The organism is Curtobacterium sp. MCBA15_001, from assembly GCF_001864835.1.
Classification (GTDB): domain Bacteria; phylum Actinomycetota; class Actinomycetes; order Actinomycetales; family Microbacteriaceae; genus Curtobacterium.
In genome coordinates, this window is the sequence record NZ_MJGI01000012.1 from 25,467 (window position 1) to 40,492 (window position 15,026).

15 protein-coding genes are annotated in these 15,026 nt (G+C 72.6%); 11 read left to right on the forward strand and 4 right to left on the reverse strand.

The features are described from left to right. Positions 1-18: 18 nt before the first annotated feature. Entirely contained in the window at positions 19-594 is a 576-nt protein-coding gene (locus BIU90_RS05705) for a TetR family transcriptional regulator (protein ID WP_071299281.1), read from the forward strand. 36 nt (positions 595-630) lie between these two features. Here the strand turns inward: BIU90_RS05705 and BIU90_RS05710 are convergent, their stop codons facing one another. After that, positions 631-1,674, reverse strand: coding sequence for an NAD(P)-dependent alcohol dehydrogenase (locus tag BIU90_RS05710; RefSeq protein ID WP_071299282.1), 1,044 nt, complete (start codon positions 1,672-1,674; stop codon positions 631-633). A 139-nt stretch (positions 1,675-1,813) separates the two neighbouring features. Here BIU90_RS05710 and BIU90_RS05715 point away from each other — a divergent pair, with 139 nt between their 5' ends. Continuing rightward, complete coding sequence (locus tag BIU90_RS05715; protein ID WP_071299283.1) at positions 1,814-2,170, forward strand: hypothetical protein; 357 nt, start codon at positions 1,814-1,816, stop codon at positions 2,168-2,170. Positions 2,171-2,259: 89 nt separating this feature from the next. On the opposite strand, the gene BIU90_RS05720 is transcribed toward BIU90_RS05715, so the two are convergent. Then, entirely contained in the window at positions 2,260-2,529 is a 270-nt protein-coding gene (locus BIU90_RS05720; protein WP_071299284.1) for a GlsB/YeaQ/YmgE family stress response membrane protein, read from the reverse strand. 225 nt (positions 2,530-2,754) lie between these two features. Between BIU90_RS05720 and BIU90_RS05725 the strand changes: the two genes are divergently transcribed. Beyond that, positions 2,755-3,300, forward strand: a complete 546-nt coding sequence (locus BIU90_RS05725; RefSeq protein ID WP_071299285.1) for an ATP-binding protein — start codon at positions 2,755-2,757, stop codon at positions 3,298-3,300. Beyond that, complete coding sequence (locus BIU90_RS05730) at positions 3,297-4,238, forward strand: alpha/beta hydrolase fold domain-containing protein (protein ID WP_071299286.1); 942 nt, start codon at positions 3,297-3,299, stop codon at positions 4,236-4,238. The genes BIU90_RS05725 and BIU90_RS05730 overlap by 4 nt, the downstream gene beginning before the upstream one ends. Positions 4,239-4,286: 48 nt before the next feature. Here BIU90_RS05730 and BIU90_RS05735 read toward each other — a convergent pair whose 3' ends face one another. After that, the gene (locus BIU90_RS05735; protein WP_071299287.1) at positions 4,287-6,008 is read right to left on the reverse strand and encodes an AMP-binding protein; all 1,722 of its coding nucleotides are present in this window, start codon (positions 6,006-6,008) and stop codon (positions 4,287-4,289) included. A gap of 193 nt (positions 6,009-6,201) precedes the next feature. Between BIU90_RS05735 and BIU90_RS05740 the strand changes: the two genes are divergently transcribed. Next, entirely contained in the window at positions 6,202-6,573 is a 372-nt protein-coding gene (locus BIU90_RS05740) for a hypothetical protein (protein WP_071299288.1), read from the forward strand. 99 nt (positions 6,574-6,672) lie between these two features. Here the strand turns inward: BIU90_RS05740 and BIU90_RS05745 are convergent, their stop codons facing one another. Continuing rightward, the gene (locus tag BIU90_RS05745) at positions 6,673-6,867 is read right to left on the reverse strand and encodes a hypothetical protein (RefSeq protein WP_139195134.1); all 195 of its coding nucleotides are present in this window, start codon (positions 6,865-6,867) and stop codon (positions 6,673-6,675) included. A gap of 142 nt (positions 6,868-7,009) precedes the next feature. Between BIU90_RS05745 and BIU90_RS05750 the strand changes: the two genes are divergently transcribed. The 6 genes from BIU90_RS05750 to BIU90_RS05775 all read left to right on the forward strand — a co-directional run bounded on the left by BIU90_RS05750 (position 7,010) and on the right by BIU90_RS05775 (position 15,017). After that, the gene (locus BIU90_RS05750; protein ID WP_071299290.1) at positions 7,010-8,509 is read left to right on the forward strand and encodes an MFS transporter; all 1,500 of its coding nucleotides are present in this window, start codon (positions 7,010-7,012) and stop codon (positions 8,507-8,509) included. After that, entirely contained in the window at positions 8,502-9,479 is a 978-nt protein-coding gene (locus tag BIU90_RS05755) for an alpha/beta hydrolase (protein ID WP_071299291.1), read from the forward strand. Before BIU90_RS05750 ends, BIU90_RS05755 begins: the two co-directional genes overlap by 8 nt. Before the next feature lie 212 nt (positions 9,480-9,691). Continuing rightward, a complete protein-coding gene (locus BIU90_RS05760) occupies positions 9,692-11,065 on the forward strand; it encodes a cytosine permease (RefSeq protein ID WP_071299292.1) in 1,374 nt (457 codons plus the stop codon). A gap of 144 nt (positions 11,066-11,209) precedes the next feature. Next, on the forward strand, positions 11,210-12,766 hold the full coding sequence (locus BIU90_RS05765) for a hydantoinase/oxoprolinase N-terminal domain-containing protein (RefSeq protein ID WP_071299293.1): 1,557 nt from the start codon (positions 11,210-11,212) through the stop codon (positions 12,764-12,766). Next, entirely contained in the window at positions 12,763-13,905 is a 1,143-nt protein-coding gene (locus BIU90_RS05770; RefSeq protein WP_083403738.1) for a DUF917 domain-containing protein, read from the forward strand. Before BIU90_RS05765 ends, BIU90_RS05770 begins: the two co-directional genes overlap by 4 nt. Then, a complete protein-coding gene (locus BIU90_RS05775) occupies positions 13,902-15,017 on the forward strand; it encodes a DUF917 domain-containing protein (RefSeq protein WP_071299294.1) in 1,116 nt (371 codons plus the stop codon). Before BIU90_RS05770 ends, BIU90_RS05775 begins: the two co-directional genes overlap by 4 nt. Positions 15,018-15,026: the final 9 nt, after the last annotated feature.

Below are 15,026 nucleotides of genomic sequence, written 5' to 3' on the forward strand. Positions count from 1 at the left end.
GCATGGGACGATGACGGCATGGGACGACACCCACAGCCGGCGATCGGCGAAGCGCTGCTCGAACGCTGCACGGACCACGCGCTGCAGCACGGCCTGCCGGACCGCCTCGAGCCCCTCGTGCAGGCGACCGGCAGCTCCGCCCGCATGCTGCTCTACCACTTCGGCACGCGCGACGCCCTGTTGCTCGCGGTGCTCCGGCGTGCTCGTGAACGACAGCTGGCGGACTGGGGCGACCTGCTGCGTCTGCGTCCGGACGAGCCGTTCACGACGACGCTCGGCCGGGCGTGGGTGGCGATGAGCGGCCCGGAGGGCGCCGGGTACCTGCGGGTGTTCAGCGCTCTCCGCGAGCACGCCGAAGCGTCCCTGTGGCCCGGGTTCCGGCGCCTCGCGACGACCGACTGGCTCGACCCGCTGGCGGCCGGCCTGTCGAGCCTCGGACGTCCGGATGCGGCGACCCTCGTGCTGGCCGTGATCCGTGGCCTGTTCCTGGACGTCGAGGCGACCGGGGACCTGGTCCGGGCGGACGCCGCGTTCACCGCGCTCCTGCGGGCACTCGACCCGGATGCGGCGGCCCTGCCGACACGGGACCGCTGACCCGCTGACGTGCCGCCGGCCGCGGCCGGCACTGGGTCACATCGTGGGGACGATCACCGCACGACCCGACAGCTCCCCCGCCTCGAGCTTCCGGTACGCCTCGAGCGCGTCGTCGAGGGAGTACCGCTCGACGTCCGGCACGATCTGGCCGGCGCGGTACATCGAGACGACCTCGTGCAGGTCCTCGATGGTGCCCCAGTAGGTGTTCGTGATCGTGGACTCGTACGGCGTCGTGAAGAAGTTCCACTCCGTCGTGCCGCCGGCGATCCCGACGACGGTCAGCCGACCCCCGACGGCCATGGACGCCTGCGCGCTCTGCACGGTGGGGGTGGCGCCGACGAAGTCGAACGCCGCGTCCACCCCGCGACCACCGGTGAGCTCGCGGATCGCAGCGACCTGGTCCGGCCCTCCGGGAACGGTGACCGCGCCCCGGGCGGCAGCGCGGTCCATCGCGTCCTGCTTCGTGTCCGTCGCGATGACGGTCGCGCCGGTGAGCGCGTTGAGGATCTGCACGGCGATCTGCCCGAGGCCACCGAGCCCGACCACGAGGGCGAACCGCCCGCCGCCCGCCAGGTTCGGCAACGCGTTCTTGATCGCGTGGTACGGGGTGAGTGCGGCGTCGCTGAGCGGGGCAGCCACGATCGGGTCGGCGTCGCCGAGCGGCACGAGGTTGCGCGCGGGCACGGTGACGTAGTCGGCCATGCCGCCGTCGCGACCGAGTCCGATGCCGGCGTACGGGTTGGTGGCCGCGTTCTCGCAGTACGTGTCCTGCCCCTTCGAGCAGAACGAGCAGTGCCCGCACCCGACCGGACCGTAGACCAGGTACGCGTCGCCCGCGGTGAACCCCGTCACCCCGGCACCGACGGACTCCACCCATCCGGAGGTCTCGTGGCCGAGGGTGAACGCGGGAGCCTGCGCTCCGGGCTGCCCCTCCTGGAACTCGCGGTACACGGCGACGTCCGAGTGACACGCACCCGCTCCCGCGACCTTGAGGAGCACCTCCCCGGGGCCCGGCGTCGGCTTCGCGACCTCGGTCAGGGACGGGAACGTCTGGTACTGCTCGAACGTGACTGCACGCATGGGATGTCCTCCTTCGACACCGTCAGGCTACGCCTGTCGCCCAGTGCGACGGGTGTTGTCCAACTCTGCGGAGCCGGCGCAGCACACCGTCCCCCGTCCTCGCAGGTGAAGAGGAACCGTCGCGGCGTTGACTGGCGGAGTGAAGTACGTCGTGTACGGAGACAACAAGATCCTGACCGGGGACGCGATCGCCGAGGCGGTCCTCGCCTACGCCGCTGCCCTCGGCGAGAACTCCACGACGGACATCGTGGAGATCCCGACCTCGGACGAGCACGGTACGGCCGCGACGGCCCAGGTCCTGCTGGGGCCGGCGTCGCAGCTCATGGTGGAGTCGGCGCCCGACGACGAGCTGGAGCCCGAGGACGACGACCTCGTGCAGGAGCTCGTCCGCCGGACGGCCGAGGTCGGCGGGGCGCGGTTCGTCGATGCCGCGTCGTCGCACTCGGACGACCCGGCGGCCCGACGTCTGCGCGCGGGGCCGCCGACGGTGTCGTGACCCCGGGCGCGGCACCTGCGGACGTGACGAGGCCCGCATCCCTGGCGGGATGCGGGCCTCGTTGCTGCCCACGTGGGCGGAAGGTCGAGCTACGCGCGGCTGCCCTTGCGGCCGGTGATGAAGCCCCAGATGAGGAGGACGACGATCGCACCGACGATCGCGATGATCCACGACTGGATGCTGAAGAAGCCGTTGTAGCCGACGCCGAACACGGCGCCGCCGATCCAACCGCCGATGAGGGCGCCGATGACGCCGAGGACGAGGGTGGCGAGCCAGCCGCCGCCCTGACGACCCGGGAGGATCAGCTTGGCGATGGCGCCGGCGATGAGGCCGAGGAGGATGAAGCCGAGAAAGCTCATGGGGGGTCCTTCCAGAGGTGGGTCGAGTTGCTGCACCCCGCCCGCGTGGGCGTTGTACCCCAGACATGCAACTCTCTTTCCGCGCACTTCGCCCAGATCCGGGAATCCGAGCGCGTCGCAGACCCCTCGTGGTACCCCGTTCTCTGCAGCCGCGTCCCCCGATCGCCGTTCCGACCGCACGCGCTGGCACGGTCGTGTGACGCCGTCGCGTGGCACAGTGAGGACATGACCGCGACGACGCGTGCCCCGGCCGCCCGGCCGGTGCTGACGCTGTTCTGCGGGTTGCCGGGGTCCGGCAAGACGACACTCGCCCGGCGACTCGAGGCCGCTGGCGCCGGGGTCCGCATCGCGACGGACGAGTGGCAGGGCGCGATCGGGGTGCCGCACGCTGACGGCGACTTCCACGAGGCACTGCAGGTGGTCCTGTACCGCCACGCCCTGACCCTGTTGCGCGCCGGCGTCGACGTGGTGCTCGAGGACGGCCTGTGGACGGCTGCCGAGCGGCACGAGAAGGTGACGGACGCGCGGGCCTGCGGCGCCCGGGTCCACCTCCACGTGTTCGACGTCGACCACGCCACGCTGTGGGAGCGGCTCCGCGACCGGAACGCCGCCGCGGAGCCGGGCTCCGCCCCGATCAGCGAGCACGACCTCCGGCATGCCGAGCGCGTCTTCGAACCCGTCACCCCCGAGGAGCTCGCCCTGGTGGACGAGGTCCTCCGTCACACGGGCGGCACGGGGCCGTCCGAACCGACCGACAGGAGCCCCCGATGAGCCAGACCCACCCGACGCACCCCGACCTGCGCGCGATCCGGTTCCTGCCGGGGTTCTCGTGGGGTCCACGGCTGACCGGGCTGCTCCGCCACGTCCGCCCCCGACCCGCTGACCTCGGCCCGGAGGTCACGGCGACCGAGCTGCACCTGCCGGGTGCCGGAGGCAACCCGGACGTCGCGGTCCGCCTGTTGCGTCCCGCGCTGGCCGACGGCCCGGTGCCGGTGCTGCTGTGGGTGCACGGTGGTGGCCTCGTCTCCGGGACGCCGGAGCAGGACGACCGGGCGAACGCCGCGTTCGTGCGGAGCCTCGGGATCGCCGTCGCCGCGGTCCGCTACCGCTTGGCACCGGATGCCACCGCACCGGCCGCCGCCGAGGACGTCCACAGCGCACTGGTCGCCCTGCGACAGCGGGCAGCGCGACTCGGGCTCGACCCGGACCGGATCGCGATCGGCGGCGCGAGCGCCGGGGGTGGGCTCGCGGCGGCTGCGACGATGCTGGCCGTCGACCGGCAGGGTCCGGTGCCGGTCTTCCAGCTCCTGGTGTACCCGATGCTCGACGACCGCACCGTGACACGGACCGACGTCGACACCAGCGGCGTGCACGTCTGGACCCCGGGCAGCAACCGGTTCGGCTGGACGTCGTACCTGGGTGTGGAGCCCGGCAGTCCCGGGGTGTCCGAGTACGCCGCGCCGGGACGTCGGACCGATCTGCACGGACTGCCGCCGGCGTGGGTGGGTGTCGGGTCGAACGACCTGTTCCACGACGAGGACGTCGCCTACGCCGAACGACTCCGGGCCGCCGGTGTGGCCTGCGAGCTCGAGGTGGTGCCAGGAGCCTTCCACGGCTTCGACGCGCTCTTCCCGAAGGCAGGCGTCTCACGCGCCTTCTGGCTCGCGCAGGCGCGCTCCCTCAAGGTCGCGCTGACCGAGACGCACTAGCAGCCTCCCGTCTCTCGGTGGGCCGCGTCGGGCTGGCGCCGCGTCAGCTCACGCTGGACGCGGCGGGGTGCGCTGGCTGCGGAGCTCCGGGAAGTCGTCCTCGCGCCACTCGCCCGTCGCTCGTGTGCCGGTCGCGGCCGCGCGCTCCTCGAGCTCGCGGAGTTCGACGCGACGGATCTTGCCGGAGATCGTCTTGGGGAGCTCGGCGAACTCGACCCGGCGGGCCCGCGCGTAGACCGGCAGCGTGTCCCGGGCGTGCTCGAGCACCTGACGGGCCGTGTCGGCGGTCGGTTCCCATCCCGCGGCCAGGGTGACGTAGGCCTTCACGATCGCCAGGCGTGCGTCGTCCGGGGCGGGGACGACGGCGCTCTCCGCCACCGCGGGGTGCTGCAGCAGGGCGCTCTCGACCTCGAACGGCGAGACCTTGTAGTCCGACGACTTGAAGACGTCGTCGGTGCGTCCGATGAAGGTGAGCTGGCCGTCGGCATCGCGTGCGGCGATGTCGCCGGTGTGGAAGTGGCCGTCGCGCATCGCATCGGCGGTTCGCTCGGGTTCGCCGAGGTAGCCGGACATCAGGTTCACGGGACGGTCGGTCAGGTCGAGGCAGACCTCGCCTTCGTCGCCGGGCTGCCCGGTCAACGGGTCGAGCAGCACCACACGGACACCGGGCAGCGGCGTGCCCATCGCCCCGGAGGTGACCAGCGCTCCGGGTGCGTTCCCGATGATCGCTGTGGTCTCGGTCTGCCCGTAGCCGTCGCGGATCGTCAGCCCCCATGCGTCCCGGACGCGCTCGATCACCTCGGGGTTGAGTGGCTCGCCGGCGGACACGAGCTCGCGCATCGCCCGGGGCCGCTCCCCCAGGTCCGACTGCAGCAGCATCCGCCAGGCGGTCGGCGGCGCACAGAACGTGCTCACCTCGGCCCGGTCGAGCTGCGCGAGGAGTCCGGCCGGGTCGAACCGTGGGGTGTCGTGCACGAAGACGGTGGCCTCGGCGATCCACGGCGCGAAGAAGCAGCTCCACGCGTGCTTGCCCCAACCGGGCGAACTGATCGCCAGGTGCACGTCACCCGGTCGCAACCCGAGCCAGTGCATCGTGCTGAGGTGTCCCACCGGGTACGAGGTCTGCGTGTGCACGACCATCTTCGGCTTCGACGTGGTGCCGGACGTGAAGTAGACCAGGCACGGGTCGGACGTGCTGGTCGCGACGACCGGCCGGTGCTCGTCGGCCGGGGCGGGTTCACCGAGGTGGTCCGGGTACGGCGTCCACCCATCGGCGGTGCCACCCACCACGATGCGCGAGAAGTCGCCGTGCACGCCGTCGTACTTCGCCGTCTCCCCCACGTTCGTGACGACGTGCCGGACGGAACCCCGGTCGACCCGGTCCTGCAGGTCGGCGGTGTCGAGCATCGTCGAGGTCGGCAGGATGACCGCGCCGAGCTTGATCACGGCGAGCATCGTCTCCCACAGCTCGAGCTGGTTGCCGAGCATCACCAGCACGTGGTCGCCCTTGGCGACACCCGCCGCGTGCAGGACCACGGCGAGCCGGTCGGAGCGTGCCGCCATCTCCGCGTAGCTGAACCGGCGGTCCCCCTCGGCGTCCGCGAGCCACAGCGCCGTGCGGTCGTTGCCCTCGGCGATGACGTCGAACCAGTCGTCCGCCCAGTTGAACGTGTCGCCGAGGTCCGGCCACGCGAAGGGGACGCTGGCGTCAGCGGACAGGAGCTGGTCGCGGGCGGCGCGGTAGGCAGCCGTCACGTGCGGGGAGGACATCCGTCGATTCTGCCGGACGGGAGCCCCTGCCGGTGCGTCATCCGCCGGGCGGTCGGAGCCCCGGGCGCTACGGTGTCAGCGAGTCGACGGGACCGTCGACCGATCGGGGGACGACCATGACGGCACTCATCTGGCTCGCGGCGGTCGCAGCGGGGCTCGCCACCGTCGCCGCGCTCGCACGGCAACGGCGCCGGTGACCGCGCGCGTGGTCGCCCGCGTGGTGGTCGTCGCCCTCGTGGTCCTCGTCGTGGTCGCCGTCGTGCGCTACGGGGCGCTCTTCGCGTCCGCGACCGAGGGCGACGTCCCGCCGGCCGGCTCGGCGCCGCTGCCCACCGGGGTGACGGTCGTCGACGCGACGAAGGCGTGCGCGTCGGGCGGCTGCTGGACGGAGCTGACGGTCCGACCACCGTCGGGGACGTCGTCCGAGCGACTCGTCGCACGACTGGACGGCACACGGATCACCGGGTCGCTGTGGGACCCGCGGACCGTCAACGTCGCGGCGGAGACCGATGGCGACCAGGTGGTCGTCCGCGCGGACTACTGGACGGTCACGCCGACCCCCTGAAGCCGCTTCGGGCTCGACTCGCCTTCCGCCTGACGCCGCACGACCCATCCCGACCCGACATCGGCCGTCGCGAGGATGCGTGCGGTGCGCGGGGGCCGGTCACAGGCGCTGGCGGCGACGGACCCGGAGCACCACGGCCCACTCCGTCGCGAGGCCCAACGTCATCGCGGGGACCGCCAGCGCCCAGTCGACGTGCCGTCCACTCGGCCAGGCGAGCATCGCTGCACCGGTGAGCACCAGGAGGACACCGCCCCACAGCTGTGCGTGGTCCGTCCACCGCATCCCCGGTCGCATGCGCCAGAACGTACACCCACTGGCGCGGTGGCCCACCCGTGCGGTACGGTCTCGGCAGAGGGAAAAAACCGTCGGCTCCGGCTGACGGAAGCGTGCACGCGTCTCACGGGAGTCGCCACTTCTTCATCGAAGGAGCGCGCCCATGACCCGTCCGTCCCCGTCCGACCGCCCGCCCGGGCCAGGTCGTCTCCGCGACGCCTGGGTCGCGCTCGCCGGACTGTCCGCGGTCTTCCTGTTCGAGATGCTCGACAACTCGGTGCTGAACGTCGCCCTGCCGACCATCGCCCGCGACCTCGACGTCCCCACCACGGCGCTGCAGTGGGTCTCCGGCGTCTACTCGGTGACGTTCGGCGGCCTGATGCTGCTGTTCGGGTCCATGGCCGACCGCTTCGGCCGCCGCCGCTGCATGCTCGTCGGGCTCGTCCTGCTGGCCGTCGTCAGTGTCCTGACCGTCTTCGTCACGGACGTCGACCAGCTCATCGCGATCCGGGCCGCCATGGGGATCGCCGCCGCGATGACGACCCCGGGCTCGATGGCCCTGGCGTTCCGCCTGTTCGACACCGAGGACCTGCGCGTCCGGGCCCTCACGGTGATCTCCACCGCCGGGCTCGTCGGGCTGGCGGTCGGGCCGACGATCGGCGGGTTCGTCCTCGCCGTGGCACCGTGGCAGGTGCTCGTCGTCGCGAACGCCCCCATCGCTGCCGTGGCGTTCGTCGGCATCCGCGCCGGCATCGCCCGCGACCACGTCGACGACCTGCACCGCGCCCCGGTCGACGTCGTCGGGGCGGCCCTCGGCACGGCGACGATCACGGGCGTGCTGCTGACCCCGACCCTGTTCGTCGACGCCCTCCCGGCGTGGTCGACGTGGGGAGCCGCCGCCCTGACGGCCCTCGCCGCGGTCGGCTTCGTCATGCGGGAGCGCACCGCCCGGCACCCGCTGCTCGAGCTCCGCACCCTGGCGCGGCCCCGCGTGGCGAGCGGTCTGGCGTACAAGGCCGCCGCGGGCCTGGCGGTCGCCGGCCTGTCGTACCTGGTGACGCTGCAGCTGCAGTTCGCCTGGGGGTGGCCGCCGGCGCTCGCCGCCGTGGGCACCCTGCCGCAGGTGGTCGTGCTCCTGGCGAGCGGTCGGTTCGTCGGCCCGCTCGTGCGGCGGATCGGTCTCGACCGGGCCGCCTGGTGGAGCAGCGGCGCGATCGTCGCCGGGCTCGCCGTCTTCACCATGTGCTCGCGGATCGGCTACCCGTTCGTCCTCGTCGCCCTGGTGCTCGTCGCCGCCGGGATGCGCGTCATCGGCGCCGTCGCGGGCACCGCCGTCCTGCAGGGGTTGCCCGCCGACCGGACCTCGACGGGCGCTGCCCTGGTCGACACCGCGAGCGAGATCGCCACGGCGGTCGGCATCGCCGCCACGGGCACCGTGCTCGCCGCGGTCGTCGGCGGCAGCATCGCCACGACGGACTGGACCCAGTCCCACCTCGACTCGTTCGCGACCGCGCTCACCGCCGCCGGAGCCGTCGTCACCGCCCTCGCCGCCATGCTCGTCGTCGTCGGTGCCACCCGCGCCCGAGTCGGAACCAGCACGAGCACCCACGCCGGAACCAGCACCACCACTGCATCGACCACCCAGGAGTCCTCCCGTGTCTGACACCCTCGCCCGCCCGCCGTTCGACCCCGAGCTCGTCCCGTTCCTCGACGCGCTCGCCGCACGGGGACCCTTCACGGTCACGACCGAGATGCTGCCGCGCATGCGACAGCTCGACGTCCCGCTCGACGTCGTCGACGAGCGGCTCCGTGCGCGCGGCTGGGAACGTCGGAGCGTGAGCGTCCCCGGCCACGGAGGCGACCCGATCGACCTCGCCGTCATCCAGCGCACCGACCGGTCCGGGCCGGTGCCCGCCGTCTACACGATCCACGGCGGCGGCATGGTCTTCGGGCACCACCTCGGCAACCTCGACTCGTACGACGACTGGCTGCTCGAGCACGACGTCGTGCTGGTGAGCGTCGACTACCGCCTGGCTCCGGAGCACCCGGACCCCACCCCGGTCGAGGACTGCTACGCCGGACTGGTCTGGGTCGCGGACCACGCGGACGAGCTCGGCATCGACCCCGACCGGATCGTCATCGCCGGGCAGAGCGCTGGGGGTGGACTCGCCGCAGGCACCGCGCTGCTGGCCCGGGACCGCACGGGCCCGTCGCTGCTGGCGCAGGTCCTGGTCTCGCCGATGCTCGACGACCGGGACGACACCGTCTCGACCCGGCAGATCGACGGGGTCGGGGTCGCGGACCGTGCGATGACCGGGTTCGGCTGGGACGCCTACCTCGGGGACCGTCGCGGCACGGACTCCGTCTTGCCCGCAGCGGCCCCTGCGCGCGCCCAGGACCTGTCCGGTCTGCCGAAGACGTACATCGACTGTGGGAGCGCCGAGGTGTTCCGTGACGAGACCGTGTCCTACGCCAGCGGGCTGTGGGGAGCGGGCGTCGACGCCGAGCTGCACGTCTGGCCCGGCGCGTTCCACGGGTTCACGAGCATGGTCCCGCAGTCGACGATCGCGCGGCGGGCGACCGCCGAGCTGGCCGCGTGGACCCGGCGGCTGTTCGCGGACGCGGCGCGCTGAGCACCCGGACCCACGGACGGACGGGAGGCACGTGGCGGCCGTGCCCCGTGCCTCCCGTCCGTCATCGTGGCGCGAGGTGCGCGCCCTGTGCAGCCTGCCCGACGACACGCGCCCGAAACGACAGTCTGCACGTGTACGCCCGCGCGGCCCGTCACTACGGTTGCCTCCATCCCCGGCCGCCCCGGTCGGGACCCCTTCCCCAGGAGCATCCGATGGCCAGTGCAGCGTCAGCACCACCAGCCCCGTCCGTCGTCGTCGACGACTACTCCCTCTCCCGCGTCCCCACATCCGCCCGCTACGGCTGGTTCCAGGTGGCGGTCCAGCGGTTCGGACAGATCTCCGCCCTGTCGCAGTTCCTGCTCGGCGCCACCCTCGGCTTCGGCATGGGCTTCTGGGAGGCGTTCTGGGCGATCACGCTCGGCGCGGTGATCCTCGAGATCGTGTCCGTCTTCGTCGGCGTCATCGGCATGCGCGAGGGCCTCAACACCTCGGTCATCGCGCGGTGGACGGGCTTCGGCAAGGCCGGCTCCGCCCTGGTCGGGTTGGCGATCGGTCTGAGCCTGATCGGGTGGTTCGGCATCCAGTCCGGTGTGTCCGCGGCGGGCCTGGTGACGATCCTGCCCGTGCTGCCCGCCTGGGCCTGGTCCCTGGTGTTCGGTCTGCTCGTCACGGCGATCGTGCTGCGCGGGTTCCACTCGATGCAGTGGCTCGCGAACGTCACGGTGCCGCTGTTCCTGATCCTGGTCGGCTGGGCCGTCGTGGTCGAACTGAGCAAGCACTCCCTGGCGGAGCTGGCGGCGAAGGCACCGGCGGGCCCGGAGCTGAGCTTCGTCGCCGGCACCACGCTGGTCGCGGGCGGGTTCATCGTCGGCGCGGTCATCACGCCGGACATGACCCGGTTCAACCGCTCCGTCGGCGACGTCGTCAAGCAGACCGCCCTCGGTGTCACGCTCGGCGAGTACGCGATCGGCCTGGCGGGCGTGCTGCTCGCCCACGCGGTGGGGTCCTCGGACATCACCCGGGTGATCACGTCGAGCGTCGGCTGGGTCGGCATCCTGGTGATCCTGCTCGGGACCTTCAAGATCAACGACTGGAACATCTACAGCTCGAGCCTCGGCGTGACGAACTTCATCGACGTGGTCTTCGGGCGCCAGGTGAACCGCGGCGTCGTGACGATCGTCCTCGGGGTGGTCGGCTCGGTGCTCGCGGCAGTCGGGTTCCTCGACGCGTTCACACCGTTCCTCATCGTCCTCGGCGTGGTCTTCCCGCCGATCGCGGGGATCATGGTCGCCGAGTACTTCATCGTGAAGCGCTGGCGCGGCGAGCTCAGCGCGAGTGAGGCCCTGCCGGCGACCAGCCCCACGTGGGTCCCCGCGACCCTGGTCATCTGGGCGATCGCGGCGGTCGTGGGCTACTTCGTCACCGTCGGCATCCCGTCGATCAACTCGGTCGTCATCGCCTTCGTGCTCTACGTCGTCGCGGGCAAGGCCGGCTGGGTGCGCGGTGTCGGCGTCAGCCGCACCGAGTCGACGCCCGCCGTGGCGCACACCGCCGAGCCGGCCCCGGCCCCGGCGCCGGCCCCCTGACCCCCGCTCCCCCAGACCGGCGGTCGGCTCGCCCCCAAGCGCCGACCGCCACCCCCGGGCCGGCCGTGCCGTGGCCTCCTGATCCGACGCCCGCACGGCCGGCCCACCTCGACAACCGTCAGCACCACACCGAAGGGTCTCCCCATGCGCATCGGCATCGACGTCGGCGGCACGAACACGGACGCCGTCCTCATGGACGGCAGCACGGTCGCCGCGGCCGTCAAGCGGTCGACCAGTCAGGACGTCACCTCCGGGATCGTCGCCGCGCTCGCGGGGCTCCGTGAGCAGCGGGCGTTCGACTCGTCCGACATCGACGGCGTGATGATCGGCACGACCCACTTCATCAACGCGCTGATCGAGGCGCGTGGCCTCGCGCCGACGGCGGCCGTGCGGCTGGGTCTGCCGGCGACCGCGTCCCTGCCGCCGTTCACGGACTGGCCGGAGCACCTGGTCGGGGCGGTCCAGGGTCGGCCGTTCCTGGCGCACGGCGGCCACGAGTTCGACGGTCGGGTGATCTCGGAGCTGCAGCCGGACGAGCTCAAGCGGCACGCTGCGGCGATCGGCGCCGCTGGGATCCGTTCTGTCGCGATCTCGTCCGTGTTCTCGCCGATCAACGACGAGTTCGAGCAGCGGGCCCAGGAGCTGATGGCCGCGGAGCTCGGCCCCGACGTCGCGTTCTCGCTGTCGAGCGAGATCGGTCGCATCGGGCTCCTCGAGCGTGAGAACGCCACGATCATCAACGCCGCGCTCCGCGAGCTCGCCGACCACATCGTGGACGGACTGTCGAGCTCCGTGTCCGCCAGCGGCATCGACGCGCCCCTGTTCCTCAGCCAGAACGACGGCACCCTGATGGACGTGGAGTACGCCCGCCGCTACCCCGTCGCCACGTTCGCGTCCGGTCCGACGAACTCGATGCGCGGCGCAGCGGTCCTGTCCGGCTTCGACACCTGCGCCGTCGTCGACGTCGGTGGGACGACCAGCGACGTCGGGGTCCTCACCGGCGGGTTCCCGCGCGAGGCCACCGGCGAGGTCGCCGTCGCCGGGATCCGCACGAACTTCCGGATGCCGGACGTGCTGTCGGTCGGCATCGGTGGCGGGTCCCGCATCCGCCGGGACGGCGCCCTGGTCGGTCCGGACTCGGTCGGGTACCGGCTCACCGACGAGGGCATGGTCTTCGGCGGCGACACCCTGACGGCGACCGACGTCGCCGTTCGGGGCGGCCGCGGCGACATCGGCGACGCCGCCCGCGTGGCCGGCGTCCCCATCGCAGTGGCCGAACGCGCCCTCGCCGTGATCGCGGAGCGTGTCGCCGACATCGTCGAGCGGATGCGTACCTCGTCCGCGCCGCTGCCGGTCGTCGCGGTCGGCGGTGGGTCCGTCCTGCTGCCCGACACCCTGCCCGGTCTCGGAACGGTGCACCGACCGGAGCACTACTCGGTCGCGAACGCCATCGGCGCCGCGATCGCGCAGGTCTCCGGCGAGGTCGACAAGGTCTACGCCATCAGTGACGGCAAGCGGGCCACCGTGGTCGACGAGGCCCGACAGGAGGCCGTCGACCGGGCCGTCGCCGCGGGTGCCGACCCGTCGAGCGTCGCGATCGTGGACTTCGACGAGGTACCGATCCCCTACCTGCCGGGCAACGCGACCAGGATCCGCGCCAAGGCGGTCGGCGACCTGGCACTCGGAGCCCTGACCCGATGAGCACCGTCGAGTCCCCCAGCACGACCCGGTCCCCCAGCACGAGACCGCTCACCGAGATCGGCGCGGACTGCGCGGCGCTCGCCCGCGGCGCCGCGATCCTCGGCACCGGCGGCGGCGGCGACCCCTACATCGGACGGCTCCTCGCCGAGGCCGCGGTCCGCGAACACGGACCCGTCCAGGTCGTGCAGGTCGAGGACCTGCCGGCCGACGCCGTCGTCCTCAACGTCGCGATGATCGGCGCACCGACCGTCATGGTCGAGAAGCTGCCCGCCGGCGCGCAGTTCGCCCAGGCGATCCGGAGCCTCGCGACCCACCTCGGCGTGACCCCGACCCACGTCGCGTGCATCGAGGTCGGCGGGGTGAACTCCACCAGTCCGATCGTCGCAGCCGCCGAGCTCGGGCTGCCGCTGGTCGACGGCGACGCCATGGGCCGGGCGTTCCCCGAGGTCCAGATGGTCCTGCCCACCCTGTCCGGCATCAGCGCGACACCGATGGCCCTCGCGGACGAGAAGGGCAACACGGCCGTCTTCGACACCGTCGACAACCGGTGGGCAGAACGCCTCGCCCGCACCGCCACCGTCGAGATGGGCTGCTCGGCGATCACCGCCCAGTACGCCATGACGGGCGCGCAGGTCCAGCAGTCCTACGTACGCGGCAGCCTGTCGCTGTGCGTCCGACTCGGCGAGACCCTGGTCGCGGCCCGGGCCGCCAACGACGACCCGGTCGCCGCCGTCGCCGCGGTGCTGGGCGGCAGCGTCGTCTTCGAGGGCAAGGTCGCGGACGTCGAACGCGCGACGGTCACCGGCTTCGCCCGCGGCACCGCCCGCATCGCCGGTTCCGGTCCGGACACCGGCCAGGAGGCCGTGCTGCGGTTCCAGAACGAGCACCTGCTGGTCGAGGTGGCCGAGTCCGTCCGCACCACCACCCCCGACCTGATCGTCACGTTGGACGCCGAGACCGGCGAACCCGTCACCACCGAGGGGCTCCGGTTCGGCGCACGCGTGCGGATCGTCACCGCCCCCGCCGACCCGCGGTGGCACACCCCGGCCGGCCTGGAACTCGCCGGCCCGCGGTACTTCGGCTACGACACCCAGGCGGTGCGCCACGACGGCACCGTCAGCGAGGGAGAACGCGCATGAGCTGGACGATCGACGTCGACGACCTGCCCGACCTGGCACGCGGCGCCGCCCTGCTCGGGACCGGCGGCGGTGGCGACCCCACCATCGGCATGCTGCTCGTCAAGGCCGCGATCGCCGAACACGGACCGGTCACGATCCTCGACCCGTCGGAGGTCGACAACGACGCCCTCGTCATCCCGACCGCGCAGATGGGCGCCCCGACCGTCGTCCTGGAACGGATCCCCGCCGGCCCCGAGCCCCTCGGCGCGCTCCGTCGACTCGAGCAGCACCTCGGACGCACCGCCACGGCGACGATGCCGATCGAGTGCGGCGGCATCAACTCGATGATCCCGCTGCTCGTCGGCGCCACAGGCGGGCTGCCCGTCGTCGACGCGGACGGCATGGGACGGGCGTTCCCCGAGCTGCAGATGGAGACCTTCTCGGTGTACGGCGTCCCCGGGTCGCCCCTCGCCATCAGCGACGAGAACGGCCACGGCGTCGTCATCGACACCGGCACGGACAACCGCCAGATGGAGTGGCTCGCCCGCGGCGTCACGATCCGGCTCGGCGGCGTCGCGTACATCGCCGAGTACGCCATGACCGGCAGCCAGGTCCGCGCGACCGCCGTCCCCCGCACGCTCTCCCTCGCCCTGTCCGTCGGCCGCGCGATCCGTCAGGCCCGCGAGGACCACCGCGACCCGGTCGAGGCCCTCGCCGAGGCCTTCGGACAGACGATCTACACCCACCTGCGCGAGCTGTTCGACGGCAAGGTCGTCGACGTCGAACGCCGGACCGTGGACGGCTTCGCCAAGGGTCGGGCGTCCGTCGAGGGCGCCGACGGGTCCGTGCTCGAGATCGCGTTCCAGAACGAGAACCTCGTCGCCCGCCGCGACGGCCGCCTGGTCGCCGTCGTGCCGGACCTCATCTGCGTGCTCGACGCCGAGACGGCCGAACCGATCACCACGGAGCGCCTCCGGTACGGGCAGCGCGTCCGGGTCATCGGCGTCTCGACCCCGGACCTGATGCGCACCCCCGAGGCGCTCGCCGTGTTCGGTCCCGGGTGCTTCGGACTCGACGACGCGTTCGTCCCGGTCGAGGACCTGCACCAGCTCGCCGCGGTGGCGGGAGCCTGATCCGGACCC